This window comes from Streptomyces sp. NPDC047017, assembly GCF_040644175.1.
Classification (GTDB): domain Bacteria; phylum Actinomycetota; class Actinomycetes; order Streptomycetales; family Streptomycetaceae; genus Streptomyces.
On sequence record NZ_JBEYVW010000026.1, the window covers coordinates 1 to 23,080 of the forward strand.

Annotated in this window: 23 protein-coding genes and 1 tRNA gene; 11 read left to right on the forward strand and 13 right to left on the reverse strand. The window is 71.8% G+C overall.

Translation table 11 applies throughout. The features are described from left to right. Positions 1-65: 65 nt before the first annotated feature. Positions 66-779 carry a DUF5324 family protein gene (locus tag ABZ858_RS33005; protein ID WP_361387160.1) on the reverse strand — a complete coding sequence of 238 codons (714 nt, stop codon included), beginning with the start codon at positions 777-779 and terminating at the stop codon, positions 66-68. A gap of 342 nt (positions 780-1,121) precedes the next feature. Here ABZ858_RS33005 and ABZ858_RS33010 point away from each other — a divergent pair, with 342 nt between their 5' ends. Continuing rightward, entirely contained in the window at positions 1,122-1,649 is a 528-nt protein-coding gene (locus ABZ858_RS33010; protein WP_361387163.1) for a peptidylprolyl isomerase, read from the forward strand. A 197-nt stretch (positions 1,650-1,846) separates the two neighbouring features. After that, a complete protein-coding gene (locus ABZ858_RS33015) occupies positions 1,847-2,743 on the forward strand; it encodes a rhomboid family intramembrane serine protease (protein ID WP_361387166.1) in 897 nt (298 codons plus the stop codon). A gap of 299 nt (positions 2,744-3,042) precedes the next feature. On the opposite strand, the gene crgA is transcribed toward ABZ858_RS33015, so the two are convergent. Further along, entirely contained in the window at positions 3,043-3,303 is a 261-nt protein-coding gene (crgA, locus tag ABZ858_RS33020; protein WP_361387170.1) for a cell division protein CrgA, read from the reverse strand. Positions 3,304-3,455: 152 nt separating this feature from the next. Between crgA and ABZ858_RS33025 the strand changes: the two genes are divergently transcribed. From ABZ858_RS33025 to ABZ858_RS33045, 5 genes are all read left to right on the forward strand, one after another. After that, a complete protein-coding gene (locus tag ABZ858_RS33025) occupies positions 3,456-4,235 on the forward strand; it encodes a DUF881 domain-containing protein (protein ID WP_361387173.1) in 780 nt (259 codons plus the stop codon). Positions 4,236-4,341: 106 nt separating this feature from the next. Continuing rightward, positions 4,342-4,503, forward strand: a complete 162-nt coding sequence (locus ABZ858_RS33030; protein WP_173860855.1) for a hypothetical protein — start codon at positions 4,342-4,344, stop codon at positions 4,501-4,503. Continuing rightward, on the forward strand, positions 4,500-5,174 hold the full coding sequence (locus ABZ858_RS33035) for an aminodeoxychorismate/anthranilate synthase component II (protein WP_361387176.1): 675 nt from the start codon (positions 4,500-4,502) through the stop codon (positions 5,172-5,174). Before ABZ858_RS33030 ends, ABZ858_RS33035 begins: the two co-directional genes overlap by 4 nt. Further along, complete coding sequence (locus tag ABZ858_RS33040) at positions 5,171-6,223, forward strand: class E sortase (protein ID WP_361387179.1); 1,053 nt, start codon at positions 5,171-5,173, stop codon at positions 6,221-6,223. Before ABZ858_RS33035 ends, ABZ858_RS33040 begins: the two co-directional genes overlap by 4 nt. Positions 6,224-6,238: 15 nt before the next feature. Continuing rightward, on the forward strand, positions 6,239-6,988 hold the full coding sequence (locus ABZ858_RS33045) for a class E sortase (protein WP_361387182.1): 750 nt from the start codon (positions 6,239-6,241) through the stop codon (positions 6,986-6,988). Between the two features lie 109 nt (positions 6,989-7,097). Here ABZ858_RS33045 and pknB read toward each other — a convergent pair whose 3' ends face one another. The 6 genes from pknB to ABZ858_RS33075 form a co-directional block, all read right to left on the reverse strand. Next, positions 7,098-9,125: a Stk1 family PASTA domain-containing Ser/Thr kinase gene (pknB, locus tag ABZ858_RS33050; RefSeq protein ID WP_361387185.1), complete on the reverse strand. Its 2,028-nt coding sequence runs from the start codon at positions 9,123-9,125 to the stop codon at positions 7,098-7,100. A gap of 169 nt (positions 9,126-9,294) precedes the next feature. Further along, positions 9,295-10,779 carry a penicillin-binding transpeptidase domain-containing protein gene (locus ABZ858_RS33055; protein WP_361387188.1) on the reverse strand — a complete coding sequence of 495 codons (1,485 nt, stop codon included), beginning with the start codon at positions 10,777-10,779 and terminating at the stop codon, positions 9,295-9,297. After that, on the reverse strand, positions 10,776-12,212 hold the full coding sequence (locus ABZ858_RS33060) for an FtsW/RodA/SpoVE family cell cycle protein (RefSeq protein WP_361387191.1): 1,437 nt from the start codon (positions 12,210-12,212) through the stop codon (positions 10,776-10,778). The genes ABZ858_RS33055 and ABZ858_RS33060 overlap by 4 nt, the downstream gene beginning before the upstream one ends. A gap of 27 nt (positions 12,213-12,239) precedes the next feature. After that, a complete protein-coding gene (locus ABZ858_RS33065; protein WP_361387194.1) occupies positions 12,240-13,772 on the reverse strand; it encodes a Stp1/IreP family PP2C-type Ser/Thr phosphatase in 1,533 nt (510 codons plus the stop codon). Positions 13,773-13,912: 140 nt separating this feature from the next. After that, on the reverse strand, positions 13,913-14,446 hold the full coding sequence (locus ABZ858_RS33070) for an FHA domain-containing protein (protein ID WP_361387197.1): 534 nt from the start codon (positions 14,444-14,446) through the stop codon (positions 13,913-13,915). Between the two features lie 10 nt (positions 14,447-14,456). Continuing rightward, positions 14,457-15,353 carry a DUF3662 and FHA domain-containing protein gene (locus ABZ858_RS33075; protein WP_361387200.1) on the reverse strand — a complete coding sequence of 299 codons (897 nt, stop codon included), beginning with the start codon at positions 15,351-15,353 and terminating at the stop codon, positions 14,457-14,459. A gap of 573 nt (positions 15,354-15,926) precedes the next feature. On the opposite strand from ABZ858_RS33075, the gene ABZ858_RS33080 reads away from it, so the two are divergent. The 4 genes from ABZ858_RS33080 (at position 15,927) to ABZ858_RS33095 (ending at position 19,199) form a co-directional block, all read left to right on the forward strand. Then, positions 15,927-16,010, forward strand: a tRNA-Leu gene (locus tag ABZ858_RS33080). 293 nt (positions 16,011-16,303) lie between these two features. Beyond that, positions 16,304-17,740: a DUF2252 domain-containing protein gene (locus ABZ858_RS33085; protein ID WP_361387445.1), complete on the forward strand. Its 1,437-nt coding sequence runs from the start codon at positions 16,304-16,306 to the stop codon at positions 17,738-17,740. Between the two features lie 160 nt (positions 17,741-17,900). Next, positions 17,901-18,749 (forward strand): hypothetical protein, encoded by an 849-nt coding sequence (locus ABZ858_RS33090; RefSeq protein WP_361387203.1) that lies wholly within the window; start codon positions 17,901-17,903, stop codon positions 18,747-18,749. A gap of 120 nt (positions 18,750-18,869) precedes the next feature. Further along, positions 18,870-19,199, forward strand: a complete 330-nt coding sequence (locus ABZ858_RS33095) for a rhodanese-like domain-containing protein (RefSeq protein WP_361387448.1) — start codon at positions 18,870-18,872, stop codon at positions 19,197-19,199. An 89-nt stretch (positions 19,200-19,288) separates the two neighbouring features. Here ABZ858_RS33095 and ABZ858_RS33100 read toward each other — a convergent pair whose 3' ends face one another. From ABZ858_RS33100 to paaA, 5 genes are read right to left on the reverse strand one after another with little or no spacing between them, the layout of a single operon-like run. Next, positions 19,289-20,353, reverse strand: coding sequence for a 2Fe-2S iron-sulfur cluster-binding protein (locus ABZ858_RS33100; protein WP_361387206.1), 1,065 nt, complete (start codon positions 20,351-20,353; stop codon positions 19,289-19,291). Next, the gene (paaD, locus tag ABZ858_RS33105) at positions 20,353-20,958 is read right to left on the reverse strand and encodes a 1,2-phenylacetyl-CoA epoxidase subunit PaaD (protein ID WP_361387209.1); all 606 of its coding nucleotides are present in this window, start codon (positions 20,956-20,958) and stop codon (positions 20,353-20,355) included. The genes ABZ858_RS33100 and paaD overlap by 1 nt, the downstream gene beginning before the upstream one ends. Beyond that, entirely contained in the window at positions 20,952-21,671 is a 720-nt protein-coding gene (gene paaC, locus ABZ858_RS33110) for a 1,2-phenylacetyl-CoA epoxidase subunit PaaC (protein ID WP_361387212.1), read from the reverse strand. The genes paaD and paaC overlap by 7 nt, the downstream gene beginning before the upstream one ends. Beyond that, on the reverse strand, positions 21,668-21,955 hold the full coding sequence (gene paaB / locus ABZ858_RS33115; protein ID WP_361387215.1) for a 1,2-phenylacetyl-CoA epoxidase subunit PaaB: 288 nt from the start codon (positions 21,953-21,955) through the stop codon (positions 21,668-21,670). Before paaB ends, paaC begins: the two co-directional genes overlap by 4 nt. Next, positions 21,952-22,983 carry a 1,2-phenylacetyl-CoA epoxidase subunit PaaA gene (gene paaA, locus ABZ858_RS33120; RefSeq protein WP_361387218.1) on the reverse strand — a complete coding sequence of 344 codons (1,032 nt, stop codon included), beginning with the start codon at positions 22,981-22,983 and terminating at the stop codon, positions 21,952-21,954. Before paaA ends, paaB begins: the two co-directional genes overlap by 4 nt. Positions 22,984-23,080: the final 97 nt, after the last annotated feature.

A 23,080-nucleotide genomic window follows, 5' to 3' on the forward strand; every position in this document is an offset into this window, starting at 1 on the left:
GGGCGGCAGACCACAGGTCTGCCGCCCCACCTCCACGCCCCGCACCCGCTCGCGCCGGACCGGGATCAGCCCTCCTCGTCGCGGTGTGCCGACTCCTCCTCGGTCTGCTTCGCCTGGACCTCCGGGTCCAGCACCGCCTGGCCGCTGCCGTCCACCGAGGCCAGCCGGCCCGTCTCCGGGACCTCGGTCGCGGCCGGCGGCTCGACCAGCCAGTCGGGGTTGGCCTGCTTGTCCCACCACTTCCAGACGGCGAAGGCACCGCCGGCCAGCACACCCGCCACGGCGAGCACCTTGACGACCCGGCCGGCCCGGCCCCGGCGGCTCTGCTTGCGGGCCAGCTTCTGGATCTTCTGGGCCGGGACCTGGCCGCGCAGCGCGACCAGCGCCGCGGCACCGCGCGCGGCGGCCTCGTCCGCGACCGGCGCGGCGGCCGCCATCGCCTGCTCGATCCTGGGCCTGGAGTAGTCGGCGGCCTGCCGGGCCGCCTTGCGGGTGCGCTCGGCGGCTTCCTGGGCGGCCTGGTCGATCTTCGGGGGCACATAGGTCATGGCCTGGCACCGGGCCTGCTCCAGGCGGGGCGCGACATGGGCCCCGTACTGGACGCGGGCCTGGTCGGCGGCGAGTGACACCTTCGGCGCGAGCCGTACGCGTGCCTCGTGCGCGTAGTGGGCGGCCCTGTCCTTGGCCGTGTCGGCGTAGGGCGCCACCACTTCCGCGGCGTGCAGCACGCTGTCCTTCGCCGAGCCGGTCGCGGCGCGCACGCTGTCGATGCGGGTCACGGGTTCCTCCTCCTCGGTGGCGTACGGTAATTCGACTGTCCACCCTTTTACGGATCATGCCTGTCAACGGGCCCGGAGGCATGTGAGGACGCGCAACCGGGTCATGCGGGGGAGCGGACGGAGACGGGGCAGGACGAGTACGGGGCAGGACGAATACGGAACAAAAGGAGCTTGCTGCCGACAATGCCACGGATCGCCGCGCCGCGCCCCGGGCACGGGCGGACTCGCCCGTATTTCGCCACCCGTTCCGGTGGATCGGCGCACCGGAGCGGTCGCCGGGCGCCGTACGACACCGCGCGTGCGAGGATCGGGGTTGTCACAGAGGACAACGGAAGGCAGATCGTGGCTGAGCAGCTCTACGCCACCCTGAAGACCAACCACGGCGACATCGAGGTGCGGCTGCTGCCGAACCACGCCCCCGAGACGGTCCGGAACTTTGTGGAACTCGCCCAGGGCGAGCGCGAGTGGACCGACCCGGCCACCGGCCAGAAGTCCACCGCGAGGCTCTACGACGGCACGGTCTTCCACCGTGTGATCAGCGGCTTCATGATCCAGGGCGGTGACCCCCTGGGCAACGGCACCGGCGGCCCCGGCTACGAGTTCAAGGACGAGTTCCACCCGGACCTCTCCTTCAACAAGCCCTACCTGCTGGCGATGGCCAACGCCGGCCCGGGCACCAACGGCTCGCAGTTCTTCATCACCGTCTCCCCGACGGCGTGGCTGACCCGCAAGCACACCATCTTCGGCGAGGTCACCGACCCGGCGAGCCAGAAGGTCGTGGACGCCATCGCGGCCACCAGGACCAACCCGCGCAACGACCGCCCGGTCGACGACGTCGTCATCGAGTCGGTCGTCGTCGAGACCCGCTAGGTCGTCGTCGAGACCCGCCAGGTCGTCGTCGGGACCCGCCAGGGCCTGGGCTGATCCGGAGAGCCCCGCGCCCTTCAGCACGGCCGGGACAGCGTCCCGACGGGAACAAAACGCCCCGCTCGTCCGTAAGGATGGGCGGGGCGGTGCGTTGCCCACGATGAGCCGTACACCGCCCGGGACGAATGTGAGGGGACCCCATGGACCAGGCACCAGGCAGCCCGCCGGCCGGGCAGGGCGGCCAGGGCGTGCCCACCTGCTACCGGCACCCGGACCGGGAGACCGGCATCCGCTGCACCCGCTGCGAGCGGCCGATCTGCCCCGAGTGCATGGTCAGCGCGTCCGTCGGCCACCAGTGCCCCGACTGCGTGCGCGGCGATTCGGGCACCGGCCCGGCACCCGCCGCGTCCCGGCCCCGCACCCTGGCCGGCGGCACGCTCACGGCCGACCCCCGGCTGCTCACCAAGGTGCTCATCGGGCTCAATCTGGTCTTCTTCCTGGTCCAGCAGTCCATGGGCGACCGCTTCACCGAGCGGTTCGAACTCCTCGGCCAGGCGTACGTGCCGCTGCTCGGCTCGGTCGAGGGCATCGCGCAGGGCCAGTGGTACCGGCTGCTGACGGCGATGTTCCTGCACGCCGGCTATATCCACATCCTGTTCAACATGCTCAGCCTGTGGTGGATCGGCGGCCCGCTGGAGGCGGCGCTCGGCCGCGCCCGCTATCTGGCGCTCTACTTCGCCTCCGGGCTGGCCGGCAGCGCCCTCACCTATCTGATCGCCGCCCCCAACCAGCCCTCGCTGGGCGCCTCCGGCGCGATCTTCGGCCTCTTCGGCGCCACCGCCGTGCTCATGCGCCGCCTGCGCTACGACATGCGTCCGGTCGTCGCCCTGCTGGTGATCAACCTGATCTTCACCTTCGGCTGGGGCAACATCGCCTGGCAGGCCCACATCGGCGGCCTGGTCGCCGGGGTGCTGGTGGGGTACGCCATGGTGCACGCCCCGCGCCGGCGGCGGACGCTGGTGCAATACGGCAGCTGCGCGCTGGTGCTGGCCGCCGTGGTGGTCATGACGCTGCTCAGAACGGCCCAGCTCGCCTGAGACACGGCCCGGCCCACCCCCCGGGACCCGGGTGAGCCGGGTTGTCCACAGTGTGTGGTGAATCTTGTGCACGGAGTGCGGGAACAGCTGTGCCCCCTGTCGCTCACCTGTGTCATAGCAGGTCAGGCAGGGGGCAGCCGGGCGTTCCGGAAGGGTGTGACAGTCGTACCGGCGTCAACGGCAGACTGGTTATCCACAGATCGTCGGGTTTTCCCCAGGCTTTGTGTGGAAATTCGACCAGCCTGTGGATAACTCAGCGGATAGCCGTGGGCAGAACTGCGTTCACCCGGTGGCCGGGCCTACTTCCACTGCGTGGAGACGCCGAACCCGGCGGCGATGAAGCCGAAGCCCACCACGATGTTCCAGTTGTCCAGCGCGTCGATGGGCAGCGAGCCGTCGGTCACGTAGAAGACGACGATCCAGGCCAGGCCGATGACGAACATCGCCAGCATGACCGGCGCCACCCAGCCGCGGCTCTCCAGCTTGATGGCCGTGGCCTGCTTCGTGGCAGCGGGCGGCGGCGTGTAGTCGGCCTTCTTGCGGATACGTGACTTCGGCACGAGGGTCTCTCCTGTCGATGCGCTGCGTGGCCGCGCAGGTAACTGGACTGGCTCGGGGCAGCGTACAAGGGGAACACCGAGGGGTCCCCGAGCGCTCCCCCGGGCGTCCGTTAGCGTAGTGCTTCCGCGGCGTCGAAGGAGATAAGGGTACGTTGAGCAATTCCGCCGACTCCCCGGGGCCGCGTGACGAACCGGCCCGCACCCGCCGATTCCCGCCCGTGCGGGTCCTCACCGCGGCCGTCTTCGCGCTGGCCGGGCTGATCTTCTTCACGAGCTTCGACACCGCCAAGGGCACCAACATCCGCACGGACACCTCCCTGCTGAAGCTGTCCGACCTCGTCCAGGAACGCAGCCGCAAGAACAAGGAGCTGGACGAGAGCGACGCGGCCCTGCGCGACGCCGTCGAGTCCCTCGCCAAGAGCGACGGCGGCAGCACCCGGACCCAGGACCGGAAGCTGGCCGGCCTGGCCGACAGCGCGGGCACCCGGCCCGTCAAGGGCGAGGCCGTCACCGTCACCCTCAACGACGCGCCCCCCAACGCCACCGCCAAGCTCCCCGGCTACCCCGAGCCGCAGCCGGACTACCTGGTCATCCACCAGCAGGACCTGCAGGCCGTGGTCAACGCGCTGTGGCACGGCGGCGCCCAGGGGATCAAGGTCATGGACCAGCGGCTGATCTCCACCAGCGCGGTGCGCTGCGTGGGCAACACCCTGATCCTCCAGGGCCGCGTCTACTCACCGCCGTACAAGATCACGGCGGTCGGGGACCCGGACAAGCTCAAGAAGGCGCTCGCCGACTCCCCGGCGATCCAGAACTACATGGTGTACGTCAACGTCTACGGCCTGGGCTGGAAGGTCGCCGAGGACGGGACGACGACCCTGCCCGGCTACTCGGGCACGGTGGACCTGCACTACGCCGAGCCCGTCGCATAGCACGTCCGGGTGCACCCCGCGGAGGCCGCCGAACGCGCCGCGCCGCGCCGCTAGTCTGGTGGCGTACGGCGTGAGTCCGGTGCCGTGCTGAAACGGAAGGGACGGCATGTACGGCTGGATCTGGCGGCATCTGCCGGGGAACGCGTGGCTGAAGGCGCTGGTCTCACTGGTGCTGGTCCTGGCCGTGGTCTACGTCCTGTTCCAGTACGTCTTCCCGTGGGCCGAGCCGCTGCTTCCCTTCAACGATGTGACGGTGGACAACCAGTGAGTGCGCGGATTCTCGTCGTCGACAACTACGACAGCTTCGTCTTCAACCTCGTCCAGTACCTGTACCAGCTGGGTGCCGAGTGCGAGGTGCTGCGCAACGACGAGGTCTCGACGGCGCACGCCCGTGGGGGCACCTCCCGGTCGAGCGGAGCCGAGACTGGGGGAGGCTTCGACGGCGTGCTGCTCTCGCCCGGCCCCGGCACGCCCGAGCAGGCCGGCGTGTGCGTGGACATGGTCCGGCACTGCGCCGCCACCGGCGTCCCCGTCTTCGGTGTCTGCCTGGGCATGCAGTCCATGCAGGTCGCCTACGGCGGTGTGGTGGACCGGGCGCCCGAGCTGCTGCACGGCAAGACCTCCCCGGTCGAGCACACCGGCAGGGGCGTCTTCGCCGGGCTGCCCTCCCCCTTCACCGCGACCCGCTACCACTCGCTGGCCGCCGAGCCGGCGACCGTCCCCGCCGAGCTGGAGGTCACCGCCCGCACCCGGGACGGCATCGTCATGGGGCTGCGCCACCGGGAGCTGGCGGTCGAGGGCGTCCAGTTCCACCCCGAGTCGGTGCTGACCGAGCACGGGCACCGGATGCTGGCCAACTGGCTGGTGGAGTGCGGCGACCAGGGTGCCGTGGCGAGGTCGGCGGGGCTCGCCCCGGTGGTGGGCAGGGCCACGGCGTGACCGCGCTGCGCCCCGAGCGCGAGTCCGGCGCCGGCCGGCACGGCACGGGGGCCCAGGACGCCTCCGGACAGCCGTACGCCCCGGCGCCGTACGACCCGCAGGGCTCGGCGGCGCCGTATCCGCCCCCCGCCGACGACGAGACGATGGCGCTGCGGGTCTCCGGCGAGTTGCCGCCCTGTCGGGCCGCTGCCGCCCCGCCCGCCTCCCGGACGGAGGCGGGGCCCCACGAGGGCCGTGCGGCCCGCAGAAAGGCCGCCAGGCACCGTCACGGGCGCCGTGGCGCCGGCGTACGCCCCGCGGAGCCCTCCCCGGCCCGGAACGGGGTGTCCGCCCCGCTCTCCCGGGTGGAGGCCCGCAGGCAGGCGCGGGCGCGCCGGCCCGGTCCGGCGGTCGTCGCCAGCAGGATCATCGGCGAGCTGTTCATCACCACCGGCGTGGTGCTGCTGCTGTTCGTCACCTACCAGCTGTGGTGGACCAACATCCGCGCGCACGCGCAGGCCGGCTCCGAGGCGCACCACCTCCAGGACGACTGGGCGAGCGGCCGGCGCAGCCCGGGGGCCTTCGAGCCGGGGCAGGGCTTCGCCATCCTGCACATCCCCGCGCTGGACGTGGTGGCGCCGATCGCCGAGGGCACCAGCAAGACGAAGGTGCTGGACAAGGGGATGGTCGGGCACTACGGGCCGGGCGACCTGAACACGGCGATGCCGGACGCGAAGACCGGCAACTTCGGGCTCGCGGGCCACCGCAACACGCACGGGGAGCCGTTCCGGTACATCAACAAGCTCAAGCCGGGCGACGCGATCGTCGTGGAGACGCAGGACACGTACTTCGTCTACCGGATGACGTCGACGCTGCCGGTGACCTCGCCGGCGAACGTCCGGGTCCTGGACCCGGTCCCGGCCGGCTCGGGCTTCACCGGACCGGGCCGCTACATCACGCTGACCACCTGCACGCCGGAGTTCACCAGCACGTACCGGCTGATCGTCTGGGGCAGGATGGTCGAGGAACGGCCGCGCAGCAAGGGCAAGCCGGATGCGCTCGTCAGTTAAAGGGCAGAGGAACTGGTGGCAGCGACCACGGACGACACGGCAGAGCACACCGACGACAGCACCGCGCGGCGCCCGCGCCGCCGAGGCTCCGGCCGGCCGGCCCTCGCCGTCAGCGTGCTCGGCGAACTCCTCATCACGGTGGGCCTGGTGCTCGGCCTGTTCGTCGTCTACTCCCTGTGGTGGACGAACGTCATAGCGGACCGCAAGGCCGACCGGCAGGGCGACAAGGTCCGCGACCGGTGGGCGCACTCCGCCCCCGGCGGCCCCGGCGCGCTGGACACCAAGGACGGCATCGGCTTCCTGCACGTGCCCGCCATGCACAACGGCGAGGTGCTGGTCAAGAAGGGCACGTCCACGGACGTCCTGAACGACGGCGTGGCCGGCTACTACACCGACCCCGTCAAGGCGGCCCTGCCGATGACCGGCAAGGAGGGAAACTTCGCGCTCGCCGCGCACCGGGACGGCCACGGCGCGAAGTTCCACAACATCGACAAGCTGGAGAAGGGCGACCCGATCGTCTTCGAGACCAAGGACAAGTGGTACGTCTACAAGGTCTACGACATCCTCCCGGAGACCTCCAAGTTCGACATCGACGTCCTGGACCGGGTGCCGGAGGAGTCGGGTGTGACGAAGCCCGGCCACTACATCACGCTGACCACCTGCACCCCCGTGTACACCTCCCGCCACCGGTACGTGGTCTGGGGCGAGCTGGTGCGCGTGGACAAGGTCGACAGCGAGCGGACCCCGCCGGCGGAACTGCGCTGACCTCGCGGGCCGCGACGACGGAGCCCCGGCTCCCACCCCGCGAGGGGGAGGGAGCCGGGGCTCTGTGCTGTGCGGTCACCCGAGCCGTGCGGTCACCCGAGCCGTGCGGTCAGTCGAAGAGGCCGCCGCCGTCGTTGTCCTGGTTGTTCCCGCCGCCGCCGTGGCCGTTCCCGCCGCCACCACCGCCACCGCCGCCGAACGTCGTCAGGGTGATCTGCGTGCCGCCGGGGTTGTCGGTCTGCTGGCCGGCCTGCGGGTCCTGGTTGATGACGAACGCGTTGCCGTCGTTGCTGCCGTTGAACTTGATGTTGGTGAAGCCGGCCTGCTGCAACAGCTGCACCGCCTCCGAGACCTTCTTGCCCCGGACGTTCGGCACCTGCTTCTGCGGCTGCTGCTGGACCTTGCCGACCTGGACGGTCACCTGCGAGCCCTTGTCGACCTGGCTGCCGGCGGACGGGACGGTCTGGACGACCTTGCCGTCCTGGCTGGGATCGGTGACGGGCACCTCGGTGCAGTTGCCGGTGAGGTTGCCGGCCTGCATCTGGGCCTTGGCGTCGTCGCAGGACTTGCCGGTGACGTCGGGGACCGTGGCCTTGTCGGGGGCCTTGGCGACGATCAGGGTGACCGTCGAGCCCTTCTCCACCTGGCTGCCGGTGGTGGGGTTCTGCTCCAGGACGCTGTTCGGGTCCTCGGGCGACTCGCGGGTCTGCGTCTCGACCTTGAACTGGTAGTCGCTGCCTTCGAGCTTCGCCTTGGCGTCGTCGAGGCTGAGGCCGACCACACCGGGGACCTGGACCTTCGGCGCGCCCTTCGACACCACCAGGGTGACGGTCTCGCCCTTCTTGAGGTCGGACTTGGGCGCCGGGTCCTGCGAGCAGACGTGGCCCTTGGGCTGGTCCTCGCACTCCTTCTGGGTGAAGGCGGCCTTCAGGCCGACGTTGTCCGCCGAGACCGAGGCGTCCTGCTTGGTCTGGCCCACGAAGTTCGGCACGGAGACCGAGTCGCTGCCCGAGCCGTGGCCGCTGAAGGCGTACTTGCCGATCAGGATGGCGCCGACGAGGACCAGCAGCCCTGCGACGATCAGCAGGATCGTGGAGGCGTTGGACTTCTTCTTCTGCCGGCCGCCGCGCCGGTCGGGCCGGTCGTCGTAGCCGTAGCCGCCGTCGTCCGGGCCCATGGGCGGCAGCATCGTCGTGGCGGCGCCGGCCCCCGGGTCGGAGCGCAGCGCGGTGGTCGACTGGTCGTCGGGGTAGCCGCCGTAGCCGACCGCGCCCAGGGCGGCGGTGGCCGCGACCGGCTGGCCGTCGAGGCAGGCCTCGATGTCGGCGCGCATCTCGTCGGCCGACTGGTAGCGGTAGTCGGGGTCCTTGACCAGCGCGCGCAGCACGATCGCGTCCATCTCGGGCGTGATCTCGGAGTCGAAGACGCTGGGCGACTGCGGCTCCTCGCGGACATGCTGGTAGGCCACCGCGACCGGGGAGTCACCGACGAAGGGCGGGCGGACGGTGAGCAGCTCGTAGAGCAGGCAGCCCGTCGAGTACAGGTCGGAGCGCGCGTCGACCTGCTCGCCCTTGGCCTGCTCGGGCGAGAGGTACTGGGCGGTGCCGATGACCGCGGCCGTCTGCGTCATGGTCATGCCGGAGTCGCCCATGGCGCGGGCGATGCCGAAGTCCATGACCTTGACCTGGCCGTTGCGGGTCAGCATGACGTTGGCGGGCTTGATGTCGCGGTGGACGATGCCGCTGCGGTGGGCGTACTCCAGGCCCTGGAGGATGCCGATGGTCATCTCCATGGCCCGCTCGGGCAGCAGCTTGCGACCGCTGTGCAGCAGCTCACGGAGGGTGGACCCGTCGACGTACTCCATCACGATGTACGGGATGGAGACCCCGTCGATGTAGTCCTCGCCTGTGTCGTAGACCGCGACGATCGCGGGATGGTTGAGCGAGGCGGCCGACTGGGCCTCCCGGCGGAACCGGGCCTGGAAGGAAGGGTCGCGCGCCAGGTCGGCGCGGAGTGTCTTCACCGCCACGGTGCGGCCCAGGCGGGTGTCATGCGCGAGGTACACCTCCGCCATGCCACCACGGCCGAGCACGTGGCCCAGCTCGTACCGGCCGCCGAGGCGACGCGGCTCTTCCATAGCTACCTACCAGCCCTCTCCGTCGGTCCCGGCGGGCACGGTGCGTGCCGCCGGAGCTGCCGTCCGGGCCTACCGTACCCGGATCGCTCTGTGTGACCTGGCCGAGCCCGTCACCCGATACAGGACCGGTATCGCACCATGCACCGATGTGAAGGGGACGTGACAGGGGTCACTTCTTGGAGTTGATGACCGCCTCCATGACGTTCTTGGCGATGGGCGCCGCGAGGCCGCCGCCGGAGATGTCGTCGCGGTTGGCCGAGTCGTCCTCGACCACCACGGCGACCGCGACCGGCGCGCTGCCGTCGCTGGTCCTGGCGTAGGAGATGAACCAGGCGTAGGGCTTGCCGCTGTTGTTGACGCCGTGCTGGGCGGTACCGGTCTTGCCGCCGACCTTGACGCCGCCGCCGATCTGCGCGTTCTTGCCCGTGCCCTGCTGGACCACGGTCTCCATCATCGACTGGAGGATCTGGGCGTTCTTCGACGACAGCGGCCGGCTCAGCTCCTCCGGCTGGGTCTGCTCCAGCGTGTCGAGGTTGGGCGACTGGAGCTTGTCGACCATGTACGGCTTCATCAGCTTGCCGTCGTTGGCGACCGCCGAGACGACCATGGCCATCTGCAGCGGGGTGGCGGCGGTGTTGAACTGGCCGATCGAGGACTGCGCGGTCTGCGACTTGTTCATGTTGTCCGAGAACACCGAGGGGTAGGCCCGGACCGGGGTGTCCTGGTACTCGGTGAAGCCGAACTTCTTCGCCTCGGCGAGCATCTTGGCGTTGCCGAGGTCCGCGCCGATCTTGCCGAAGACGGTGTTGCAGGACCACCGCAGCGCCTGGCGCATGTCGGCGTTCTTGCAGGGGATGTCGCCCTCGTTGGGCAGCGGGGTGCGGGTGCCCGGCATGGTCCACGGGTCCGGCGAGTCGGTGGGCTGTTCGGCCGAGGTGTACAGGCCGTTCTCCAGCGCGGCGGCCGCCGTGACGATCTTGAAGGTGGAGCCCGGCGGATAGGTCTCGCGCAGCGCCCGGTTCAGCGTCGGGTCGTTCGGGTCCTTGTCCTTCAGCAGCTTGTTGCGGGCGTCGCCGTCCGCCTTCGAGGTGCCGGCGAAGGACCCGGGGTCGTACGACGGGTAGGAGGCCAGCGCCAGGATCTTGCCCGTGGACGGTTCGAGCGCGACGACGGCGCCCTTGCCGTGGCCCTTGAGGCCGTCGTACGCCGCCTTCTGGGCCGCCGCGTTGAGCGTGGTGACGACGTTGCCGCCCTGCTTCGGCTTGCCCGTGATCATGTCGAGGGTGTTGCGGAAGAAGAGCCGGTCGTCGTTGCCGGTGAGGATCTTGTCGTCGAGGCTCTCCAGCTGCGTGGCGCCGAAGGCCTGCGAGGCGTAGCCGGTGACCGGCGCCCACATGGGGCCGTCCTTGTACGTCCGCTTGTACTTCAGGTCGTTGATCCCGCTGGTCCTGGTCTCCGTGGACCCGGTGATCGGGGAGCCGTCGACGATGATGTCGCCGCGCGGCGTGGAGTAGCGGGCGATGGTCACGCGGCGGTTGTCGTCGGCGTTCTTGAGGCTGTCGGACTTGACGTACTGGAGCCAGTTGTCGCGGAGCAGCAGGGTGAGGACCAGCAGGCCGCAGAAGATCGCGATCCGGCGCAGGGGCTTGTTCACGGGCGGACCACCTGGGTCATCTCGGCGTCGGGGTTCGAGGCGGGCGCGGGCGCCGGGCGGCGCGCGGTGTCGCTGATCCGGATCAGGATGCCGATCAGTGCCCAGTTGGCGATGACGGAGGAACCGCCGTACGCCAGGAACGGCATCGTCATACCGGTCAGCGGGATCAGGCCCATCACGCCGCCGGAGACGACGAAGACCTGGAGCGCGAAGGCGCCGGACAGGCCCACGGCGAGCAGCTTGCCGAACGGGTCGCGGGCGGCCAGCGCGGTGCGCACACCGCGCTCCACGATCAGGCCGTAGATCAGCAGGATCGCCATCAGTCCCGCCAGGCCCAGCTCCTCGCCGAAGGTGGCGAGGATGAAGTCGGAGTTGGCGGCGAACCGGATGAGCTCGGAGTGGCCCTGGCCGAGGCCGGAGCCGAGGGTGCCGCCGGAGCCGAACGCCCACAGGGCCTGCTGGAGCTGCTCGGAGTGGCCCTTCACGCCGTTGTGGCTCAGCAGGTACTCGTGCATCGGGTCGAGCCATGCCTGCACACGCGACTTCACGTGCGGCTCGATGCCCGCCACGCCGACCGCGCCGCCCGCGGACATCAGCAGACCGAAGACGATCCAGCTGGTCCGCTCGGTGGCGACGTACAGCATGATGACGAACATTCCGAAGAACAGCAGCGAGGTGCCCAGGTCGGTCTCGAAGACCAGGATGAGGATCGACATCAGCCAGACCACCAGGATCGGGCCGAGGTCGCGGCCGCGGGGCAGGTACAGGCCCATGAAGCGGCGGCTGGCCAGGGCGAGCGCGTCCCGCTTCACCATCAGGTAGCCGGCGAAGAAGATGGCCAGGACGATCTTGGCGAACTCACCGGGCTGGATGCTGAAACCGGCGACCGAGATCCAAATCTTGGCGCCGAAGATGTTGGCGCCCAGGCCCGGCACGAGCGGCAGCAGCAGCAGGACCAGCGCGCCGACCATGGAGATGTACGTGTAGCGCTGCAGGACGCGGTGGTCCTTGAGGAAGATCAGGACGACGACGAACAGCGCGATGCCCATGGCCGTGTACATGAGCTGGGTGGGTGCCTTGTTGCCGGCCTGGTGGATGGACTGGAGCAGCTTGGACTGGTCCAGCCGCCAGATCACCACCAGTCCGAGGCCGTTGAGCAGCGTGGCCAGCGGGAGCAGCAGCGGGTCCGCGTACGGGGCGAACTTGCGGACGACGAGATGGGCGACGCCGGCCAGCAGGCCCAGGCCCAGTCCGTAGCTCAGCAGGCCCGAGGGCACCTGGTCGTTGATGGCCAGGCCCACGTTGGCGTACGCGAACACCGGGATGGCGACGGCGAAGACCAGCAGCGCCAGCTCGGTGTTGCGGCGGCTCGGCGCGCCGATGGCGCCGATCGTGGACGTGTGGTGCGTCGGCGAGTTGGTAGTACTGCTCATCGTGTGACAGGGCCTCTCACGGCTTGGCTACTGCTTACCGCACAGCGAGACGACCTTCTGCTCTTCCTCCGAGAGAGTGGGGCCGGGGCTGGGTGTGGGCGCGGTCGCGGTCGTGGACGGAGACGTGGACGGCGGTGTGTCCGCCGACGGGTTCGGCTTCGGTGCCTTGGACGTGAAGGCGGTCCGGGTGGTTCCCGTGCCGCCGGCCTTGCCCTGGCCCGTCTTCGCGCCGCTCGGGGCGCCGGCGGTGACGCGCTCCGCCTCCTTCTTGCACGCGGACGCCTGCACCGACAGCTCGTCGACCTTCTTGCGCGCGTCCTGCAGACCGCCCTCGGAGATAGTCGACTTGACCTGCTTCTGCTGGTACGGCGGCAGGTACTTGAGTTCGATCTCGGGATGGTCGGTCTCCACCTTGGACAGCTTCACCCAGGCCAGGTCCTGGCTGATGCCCCGGTAGAGCGCGACGTGCTCGTCGTTGACGCCGACGAAGTACTGCGTCTGCGTCCAGCGGTAGCCGCCGTAGAGGCCGCCGCCGATGACGGCGAGGGCGAGCACCCCGTACAGGGAGCCCTTGAGCCACCCGCGGCCCTTGCGCGGCTTGACGAAGTCGTCGTCGCCGTAGCCGAGGCCGTCCGTCGGGACGTAACCGGTGGTGTCGCCGGAGCCGGGCGGGCCGAACTCGCCGCCGCCCTGCCCGGGGACCTGGCGGCCGAGGCCGGAGGCGCGGCCGGCCGGGGTCTGCATGATGCCGTTGTCGTGCAGGTGGTGCTGGTTCTCGGCGACCGCGCCGACCACCACCGGGGTGTCGGAGAGCTGGGCGGCGAGGGTGTCGCCGGTGTCCAGGTCGAGGACGTCGGCCACGATGACGGTGATGTTGTCGGGGCCGCCGCCGCGCAGCGCGAGCTGGATCAGCTCCTGCACGGTCTCCTGCGGGCCCTGGTAGCCGGCGAGGGTCTCCTCCATCGTCTGGTGGGAGACGACGCCGGACAGGCCGTCCGAGCAGATCAGGTACCGGTCGCCGGCCCGGACCTCGCGGATCGACAGGTCGGGCTCGACGTGCTCGGCGCTGCCGAGGGCGCGCATGAGGAGGGCGCGCTGCGGGTGGGTGCTGGCCTCCTCCTCGGTGATGCGTCCCTCGTCGACCAGGCGCTGCACCCAGGTGTGGTCCTGGGTGATCTGGGTCAGCACGCCGTCGCGCAGCAGGTAGGCGCGCGAGTCGCCGACGTGCACCAGGCCGAGCCGCTGGCCGGTCCACAGCAGGGCGGTGAGCGTGGTGCCCATGCCCTCCAGCTGGGGGTCCTCCTCGACCATGGAGCGGAGCTGGTCGTTGGCGCGCCGCACCGCGGTGGCGAGCGAGGTGAGGATGTCGGAGCCGGGTACGTCGTCGTCGAGGGCGACGATGGTGGAGATCACCTCGGAGGAGGCGACCTCGCCGGCTGCCTGGCCGCCCATGCCGTCGGCGATCGCGAGCAGCCGCGGGCCGGCGTAACCGGAGTCCTCGTTGCCCTCGCGGATCATGCCCTTGTGCGATCCGGCGGCGAAGCGCAGTGACAGACTCATGCGCACCTCGCCCGTCGGCTCCGGGTACAGCCGATCGTGTCGAGCCACACTGCCCACCCTCCGGTCGGGAGCGCGCCGGAGACCGGGTGACGGCCTGCCGCTGCGTGCTCGCTCCGCTCGCGCTCACTCATGACGTAGCACTACTTCCGCAGCTCGATGACGGTCTTGCCGATGCGGATCGGGGCGCCCAGCGGGATCGGCGTCGGGGTCGTCAGCCGGGACCGGTCCAGGTACGTGCCGTTGGTGGACCCGAGGTCCTCGACGATCCACTGGCCGCCCTGGTCCGGGTAGATCCTGGCATGGCGGCTGGAGGCGTAGTCGTCGTCCAGCACGATCGTGGAGTCGTGCGCGCGGCCCAGGGTGATCGTCTGGCCCTGCAGCGCGACCGTGGTGCCGGTGAGGGTGCCTTCGGTCACCACCAGCTTGGTCGGGGCGTTGCGGCGCCGGCCGCCGCCGCTCTGCTGCCCGCGCTGCTGCGGGGGCGCGGCCGCCGCTGCCTGGCGGGCCGCCTGCCGGCCGGTCTGCTGGGGCCGTGCGGCCTCCCGGCGGGTCCCCCGCTGGGTGACGCGCGTACCGAACAGGTCGCTGCGGATGACCTGCACGGCCACGATCACGAACAGCCACAGTACGGCCAGGAAACCCAGCCGCATGACCGTGAGGGTCAGCTCTGACATTGCCCCCGGTTCACCCTTCGGCTTGCCTATAGATAACGGTGGTGCTGCCCACGACGATCCGCGAGCCGTCGCGGAGCGTAGCGCGGGTGGTGTGCTGCCCGTCCACCACGATGCCGTTGGTGGACCCGAGATCCGCGATCGTCGAGGGCGTTCCGGTCCGGATCTCACAGTGCCGGCGGGAGACGCCGGGGTCGTCGATCCGCACGTCGGCGTCGGTGCTGCGGCCCAGCACCAGCGTCGCGCGGGAGATCTGATGGCGGGTGCCGTTGATCTCGATCCAGTAGCGGGTGCGGCCGGCGGCCGCCGGGGCCTGCGCGGGCCGCTGGGCGGCCGGCGGGTGGCCGTATCCGCCGGGCGGCGGCGAGGCCGGCATGGGGGGCGCGCCCGCGGGTCCCGCGGCCGGCGGGGCGGCCGGCGGGTAGCCGTAGCCGCCCTGGGGGGCGCCGCGGCCGGGTGCCGCGGCCGGGCGGCCCGGCTGCGGTCCCTGGGGCGGTCCCTGCGAGGGGCCCTGGGGGGCGGCCTGCTGGTCGCTGGAGGAGGCGAGCGTACGGCTGCGCACCCGGTACAGGCCGGTGTCGAGGTCGTCCGCCTTCTCCAGGTGGACCTTGATCGGTCCCATGAAGGTGTAGCGCTGCTGCTTGGCGTAGTCGCGCACCATGCCGGCCAGCTCGTCGCCGAGCTGCCCGGAGTAGGGGCTGAGCCGCTCGTAGTCCGGCGCGCTCAGCTCCACGATGAAGTCGTTGGGCACGACCGTGCGGTCGCGGTTCCAGATGGTCGCGTTGTTGTCGCACTCGCGCTGGAGTGCGCCCGCGATCTCCACGGGCTGGACCTCGGACTTGAAGACCTTGGCGAAGGTGCCGTTGACCAGACCTTCGAGACGCTGCTCGAACTTCTTCAGGACTCCCATGGGGCACCTCCTCCGTGGTGGCCGTGGCGGCCGTCGCTGCGGGTCCTGCCGTCGTGCTGACGGGTACTGCTTACCTGGTACTGCTTACTGATCGTATCCACGCGCCGGTAAATCGGCTGGTTCCCCCTGTCGGCCCGGTCGACGGGTTGTCGACGCTGCTCTCCGGTTCGTACCCCCGGCGGCTCGTACTCCTGCGTACTTCCGCCGTACCTCTGCGGTACTTCTGCCCAGGATCGTAGAGGCGGCCACGGACCAGTGTCCCGCACCCGGCCGGGGAGCCGCCCCGGCTCCTGGGGAGACGGCCGGGACCGGTACGAGGTTGATACGTGAACAGGTACGGACTGAGACGGAACGCGGTGGCAGGGGACGGTCCGTCCGGGGGCGTCCGGGGGCGGCCGGGAGCGGTCGGGGGCGGTGGGGCGGCCGCGGGCGGGTGGGGAGTACGTGCCGGGGCAGGACGTCTGCCCTGGGGAAAGGGATGTGAATCCACCCGCCGGGGCGTGCTAATGTTCTGCATGTCGGAAGGCGCCGGGCCCGAAAGAAAAGGGAACGGAATCGGAAGACACACCCAATGCGCGGGTGGCGGAATAGGCAGACGCGCTGGATTCAGGTTCCAGTGCCCGCAAGGGCGTGGGGGTTCAACTCCCCCCTCGCGCACAGCTGAAAGTCCCGCAGGTCATCGACCTGCGGGACTTTTGCGTTGCCGTGGGGCGAGGGCCGGTGGGCGGGGTTGTGAGGAAGCTCTCAGGCGGTGCGGGTCGCCCGGGGCCGGGGGAGCTGCCGTGGGAGCCGGGCGCGGGGGCGGTGTGTTCGGGTGGGGGCCGCTGTAGCGTCGGGCCGTCGAGATGACGTGTATGTGACCGTGCGCGGGTGTGTGTGCGGGTGCGGTGGGGGCTGAGGGGGATGACGTGGTGGCGACGACGGTGACCGGGGGCGGGGACGGCCGGGACCTGCGGGACGGGCGTGATCGGCGGGACGGGCGGGTGCCGGTGGTGCCCGGGTTCGCGCGGTGGCCCGGTGGCGGGTCGCCCAAGGCGGAGGGCAAGGCGCTGCGCAAGCGCGTCGCCCGGTCCGCGCACGCCGCCTTCGAGGCGGACGCCGGCCGGCCGGACGCGGTGGCCGCCGTCGAGGAGTCACACCACGGCCGCATACCGGAGCTGATCCCGATCCGGGTCGGCAGGATGGCGGCCACGCCGTTCGCGTTCCTGCGCGGCTCCGCCGGACTGATGGCGTACGACCTCGCCCGCACCCCCGTCACCGGCGTCGGCGCGCAGATCTGCGGCGACGCCCACGCGGCCAACTTCGGCCTGTACGGCGACGCCCGCGGCGGCCTGGTGATCGACCTGAACGACTTCGACGAGACCGTCCACGGCCCCTGGGAGTGGGACCTCAAGCGGCTCGCTGCCTCCCTGGTGCTCGCCGGCCGCGAGGCGGGCTGCGACGAGGAACGCTGCCGCGCCGCCGCCCAGGACGCGGCGGGCGCCTACCGCCGCACCATGCGCCTGCTGGCCCGGCTCCCGGTCCTGGACGCCTGGAACGCCATCGCCGACGAGGAACTCGTCTCCCACACCGACGCCCACGACCTGCTCGGCACCCTGGAACGGGTCTCGGAGAAGGCGCGGGCCAACACCAGCGGACGGTTCGCGGCCAAGGCGACCGAGCGCCTGGAGGACGGCGGGTGGCGCTTCGTGGACGCCCCGCCGGTGCTGCGGCGGGTGCCGGACGCGGAGGCCGCGGCGGTGGCCGCCGCCCTGGAGCGGTACCTGGCCACGCTCTCCGAGGACCGGCTGCCGCTGCTGGCCCGGCACGCGGTGCACGACGTCGCCTTCCGGATCGTGGGCACCGGCAGCGTGGGCACCCGGTCCTACGTCGTGCTGCTGCTCGACCACCGGGGCGAGCCGCTGGTGCTCCAGGTGAAGGAGGCGCGGCCGTCCGTGCTGCTGCCGCACCTGGCGAGGGCCGGTTTCCCGGTGCCGGGGGAGTCCGGGGCGGCCGACGCGCACGAGCCGGCGCACGAGGGCCGGCGGGTGGTGCTCGGCCAGAAGCGCATGCAGGTGGTCAGCGACATCCTGCTGGGCTGGACGACGGTGGAGGGACGGCCCTGTCAGGTCCGCCAGTTCCGCAACCGCAAGGGCAGCGTCGACCCGGCCGCCCTGCCCGCCGACCAGATCGACGACTACGCCCGGATGACCGGCGCCCTGCTGGCCCGCGCCCACGCGCACAGCGCCGACCCCCGCCTGATCGCGGGCTACTGCGGCAAGAACCAGGAACTCGACGAGGCGATCGCCGCGTTCGCCGTCACCTACGCCGACCGCACCGAGGCGGACCACGCCGACCTGCTGACCGCGGTGCGCACGGGGCGGCTGGCGGCGGAGACGGGGGTGTAGCGGGACGGGGCGGGGCGTGAGGAGAGGGCAGCGGGACGGGGGTGCGCGGGGCGTGAGGAGAGGGCAGCGGGACGGGGGTGCGGCGGGACGGGGTGCGGCGGGGCGGGGGTGGCTCGTGTGCCTGGGCCGGGGCGGCGCCGCCGTGGCCTAGGCTGGTCGGGTGACGACCCCGGAAGCTGAGCAGGGCGGCGTCGCCGGAGCGGATCGGGCGACGTCCGAGGCGGCTGCGGCGCGGCCCGAGGAGCGGTTGGAGCGCGCCGTACGCGCCGCCGAGCAGGCGCTCATCGAGTACGAGATCGCGGTGGAGACCTTCCGGGTCGAGATCGAGAACTTCTCCCGGCTGCACCACCAGAGGCTCGGCCCGCTCTACGCCCGCATCGAGGAGCTGGACGCGCGGATCGCGGAGGCGCGGGCCGCGCGCAGCGGCGACCCCGAGGACCTGCGCGCGGCGCGGGAGGCCCGGGCCCGGCTCGCCCCCGTCCCCGGCGTCGAGGAACTCCTGCACGGCTGGATGGACGGCGACGGCCTGTTCCCGGAGGCCGCGGCGATGCTCACCGACCAGCCGGTGCGGCCCCCGCAGCGGGTGCGCCCCAGCGAGGAGGCCCGCGGCCGCTACCGCGAGCTGGTCCGCAAGGCCCACCCCGACCTGGCGCAGGAGGACGGCGAGCGCGAGCGGCGCGAGGAGTTCATGACCCGGGTCAACGCCGCCTACGCCCGCGGCGACGAGAACGAACTGCGCGAACTGGCCGCGGAATGGGCCGCCGGCCCGGCCCCCGCCGAGCACCTGCCGAGCCGCGGCGAGGAACTGTACGCCCGCCTGGAGTGGCTGTCCCGGCGCAAGGAGATGCTCACGCTGGTCGCCAAGGAACTGGAGGACAGCGCGCTCGCCGCGATGCTCCGGCTCGCCCCCGACGACCCCGACGGGCTGCTCGACGAGATCGGCGCCAGGCTCCGGGACGACGTCGCGCAGCGCGAGACGGAACTGGCCGCGCTGCGGGGGCCAGGCTGACGACCGGCGCGGGCCGGCTGCGGCGCGCCTTCCGCCGTGTGCCGTCCGTAGCGCGCGGCGGACGGGGGCGCGTCCGCGTCCGTGTCGGGTAGCGTCGGACCCATGCATTTCGGAGCTGGTGTGCCCACGGCCGAGGTCGCGGACCTCAAGGACGACGACTTCCTGCTGGACGTCCGCGAGGACGACGAGTGGCAGGCGGGCCACGCCGAAGGGGCGCTGCACATCCCCATCAGCGACTTCGTGGCCCGCTACGGCGAACTGACCGAGGCGGCGCCCCAGGACGGCCGGGTCCATGTGATCTGCCGCTCGGGCGGCCGGTCCGCGCAGGTCACGATGTACCTCGTCCAGCAGGGCGTCGACGCGGTGAACATCGACGGCGGCATGCAGGTCTGGGCCGCCTCGGGCCGCCCCGTGATCACCGACGAGGGCCGGCCCGGCCACGTCCTCTGAGCCTCGCCGCGTGCTCCCCGAGCCTCCGGGTCCCCGGTCTCCGGGGCCCGGGGCCCGGGGGGGGGCGCGGGGTTTGTCCTCGGCGGTGCTCAGCGGTCGAAGTCCAGCTCCACCGCCTCCGTCGTCGGACGCGACTGGCAGGCCAGCACATAACCCGCCTCCGTCTCCTCCGGCTCCAGCGCGAAGTTGCGGTCCATGCGCACCTCGCCCGTGACCAGGAAGGCCCGGCAGGTTCCGCAGACGCCGCCCTTGCAGGCGTAGGGCGCGTCGGACCGGTTGCGCAGGACCGTCTCCAGCAGCGTCTCCCCCTCTCGCACCGGCCACGTTCCGCCGCGGCCGTCGAGCCGGACGGTGACCGTGCTGTGCGCGGGAGCGGCCGACGTGGACACGGATGCCGTGCTCGCGTCCACGTGGAAGATCTCCTCGTGGACCCGGGACCGGGCCACCCCGAGTCCGCGCAGCGCCCGCTCGGCCCCCTCCACCAGGCCGTACGGCCCGCACAGGAACCAGCCCGCCACCTCCGGCACCGGCAGCAGCGCCGGAAGCAGCGCCGTCAGCCGCTCCTGGCCGAGCCGCCCGGAGGGCAGTCCGGCCTGCTGCTCCTCCCGGGAGAGCACCGTCACCAGCTGGAACCGCTCGGGGTAGCGGTCCTTCAGGTCGGCGACCTCCTCCAGGAACATGGTCGAGGCGGTCGTGCGGTCGCTGCGGATCAGGCAGAAACGGGCCGCCGGATCGCGGGCCAGCAGGGTGGCGGCGATGGACAGCACCGGGGTGATGCCGCTGCCGCCGACGACCGCCGCGTACAGCCCGGGCGCGGGCTCCAGCGTGAACCGGCCCGCCGGGGTCATGACCTCCAGCGCGTCCCCGGCGGCGATCTCCTTGAGGGCGTACGTGGAGAAGGCGCCGCCCTCCACCAGCCGCACGCCGATCCGCAGGCTCCGCGGTCCCTCGCCGGCGGGGTCCGGGGCCGGTGAGCAGATCGAGTACGTCCGGCGTATGTCGGCCCCGTCGGCCACCCGCCGCAGCGCGAGGTGCTGGCCCGGCGCGTGCCGGTACTCCTCGCGCAGCTCGGGCGGCACGGCGAGGGTGAGGGCGACGGAGTCGTCGGTGAGCCGGTCGACCGCCGTCACGGTCAGCGAGTGGAAGCGGGCCATCACACCTCCTTGAAGTGGTCGAAGGGCTCCCGGCAGGCCAGGCAGCGGCGCAGCGCCTTGCACGCGGTGGAGGAGAACCGGCTGAGCAACTCGGTGTCGGCGGAGCCGCAGTGCGGGCAGGGGACGGGGTCCGGGGCTGGTGCCGAGGCCGGGACCGAGGGGGTGCGGTGCTGCCCGGTGGACCCCGTGGGTCCGGGGGGCACGGTGGACCGGGGTGGGCCGGTGCGGGTGGGGCCGAGGGCCAGCGGGACGGGGGCGGAGGGCGTGCGTACGCGGGGCGGCGCTATGCCGAACTCCCGCAGCTTGCGCCGCCCTTCGGCGGTGATGTCGTCCGTCGACCAGGCCGGGGCGAGCACCGTGCGGACGGTGACCTCCCGCATGCCGTGTCCGCGCAGCACCCGCTCGATGTCCATCGACATGGTCTCGATCGCGGGGCAGCCGGTGTAGGTGGGGGTCAGCTCGACCTCGACCGCGTCGGTGTCGCGCAGGCGCACCGCCCGGACCACGCCCAGCTCCGCCAGGGAGAGCACGGGCAGTTCGGGGTCGGGCACCGAGCCCGCCAGCCGCAGCAGTTCGCCCTCCAGCGCGGTCGCCGCGGTCACCATGTCGCCCCCGGGTGGCTGCGGTGCAGGTGCTGCATCTCGGCCAGCATCGGGCCGAACGGCTCGGTGTGCAGGCCCTGCCGGCCCGCGCCCGCCGTCCAGGCGCCGGAGCGCGGCCCCTCGGGCAGGTCCAGGGTGGCCCGGCGCAGCACGCCGCCCACGGACTCCAGCCAGGCCGCCTCCAGGGCGGCCCAGTCGGCGTCCAGGCCCGGCACCGGCTGGAACATCTCGCCGGTGAACCGCCACAGCGCCTCGCAGGCCCGCCGCATCCGCTCATGGCTGACGTCGGTGCCGTCGCCCAGGCGCAGCGTCCACTGCTCGGCGTGGTCGCGGTGGTAGGCGACCTCCTTGACGGCCTTCCCGGCGAGCGGGGCGAACTCGCCGTCCCCGGTGGCGAGCTGGGCGTACAGCAGATGCTGGTACGTGGAGAAGTACAGCTGGCGGGCGATGGTGTGCGCGAAGTCGCCGTTGGGCTGCTCGACGAGCTGGAGGTTGGTGAAGGCGCGCTCCTCGCGCAGATACGCGAGTTCGTCCTCGTCGCCGGCCGTCGACAGCAGCACCCGGGCCTGGCCCAGCAGGTCGAGGGCGATGTTGGCGAGGGCGACCTCCTCCTCCAGCACGGGGGCGTGGCCCGCCCACTGGCCGAGGCGGTGGGAGAGCACCAGGGCGTCGTCGCCCAGGGCCAGGGCGGCGGTCGCGGGAATCGTGGCCGTCACAGGTGCTTCACCCCTTCGGGGATCTCGTAGAACGTGGGGTGCCGGTAGGGCTTGTCGGCGGCCGGCTCGAAGAAGGGGTCCTTCTCGTCCGGGGAGGAGGCGGTGACCGCCGCGGACGGGACCACCCAGATCGACACGCCCTCGCCGCGCCGCGTGTACAGGTCGCGGGCGTTGCGCAGGGCCATCTCCGCGTCCGGGGCGTGCAGGCTGCCGGCGTGGGTGTGGGACAGTCCGCGCCGGGAGCGCACGAAGACCTCCCACAGGGGCCAGTCGGTGTTCGTCATGCCTGCTCCGCTCCCGTCCTGCCGCCGGTGTCGCCGGCGGCGCCGCTGTGCTTGGCCGCGTGGGCCGCGGCCGCCTCCCGTACCCAGGCGCCTTCGTCGTGCGCCCGCCGGCGCTGGGTGATGCGCTGTTCGTTGCACGGGCCGTTGCCCTTGAGGACGTCCCGGAACTCGGTCCAGTCGATGGCGCCGAAGTCGTGGTGTCCCCGCTCCTCGTTCCACTTCAGGTCCGGGTCGGGGAGGGTCAGGCCCAGGGACTCGGCCTGGGGGACACAGATGTCGACGAAGCGCTGGCGCAGTTCGTCGTTCGAATGGCGCTTGATCTTCCACTCCATGGACTGCGCCGAGTGCTGGGAGGCGTCGTCGGGCGGGCCGAACATCATCAGGGACGGCCACCACCAGCGGTCCACCGCGTCCTGGGCCATCGCGTGCTGCTCGGGGGTGCCCCGGCTCAGGGCCAGCAGCAGCTCGTACCCCTGGCGCTGGTGGAAGGACTCCTCCTTGCAGATGCGGACCATGGCGCGCGCGTACGGGCCGTAGGAGCAGCGGCACAGCGGGACCTGGTTGGTGATCGCGGCGCCGTCCACCAGCCAGCCGATCGCGCCCACGTCCGCCCAGGTCAGGGTGGGGTAGTTGAAGATCGAGGAGTACTTCTGGCGGCCGCTGTGCAGCTTGTCGAGCAGCTCGTCGCGGCTGGTGCCCAGGGTCTCGGCCGCGCTGTACAGGTACAGGCCGTGGCCGGCCTCGTCCTGGACCTTGGCCATGAGGATGGCCTTGCGGCGCAGGGAGGGCGCGCGCGTGATCCAGTTCGCCTCGGGCTGCATGCCGATGATCTCGGAGTGGGCGTGCTGGGCGATCTGCCGGACGAGCGTCGCGCGGTAGGCGTCGGGCATCCAGTCCCGCGGCTCGACGCGCTCGTCCGCGGCCACGGCGGCGTCGAAGGCCCGCTGGTGGACGTCGGATCCCGCGGCGCCGTCCGCGGCGTCGTGCGCCGGGGCGCCGGCTGTCCGGTGCGCGGCTGCTGTGGCCATGGGGTCCCCCTCGACCTCGGCTTCTCCATACTGTCCCGACCGATCGTTCGGTCCGGCGAATTCCATGGTGCGGCCCGCCGCCGTAGGGTGTCAACCG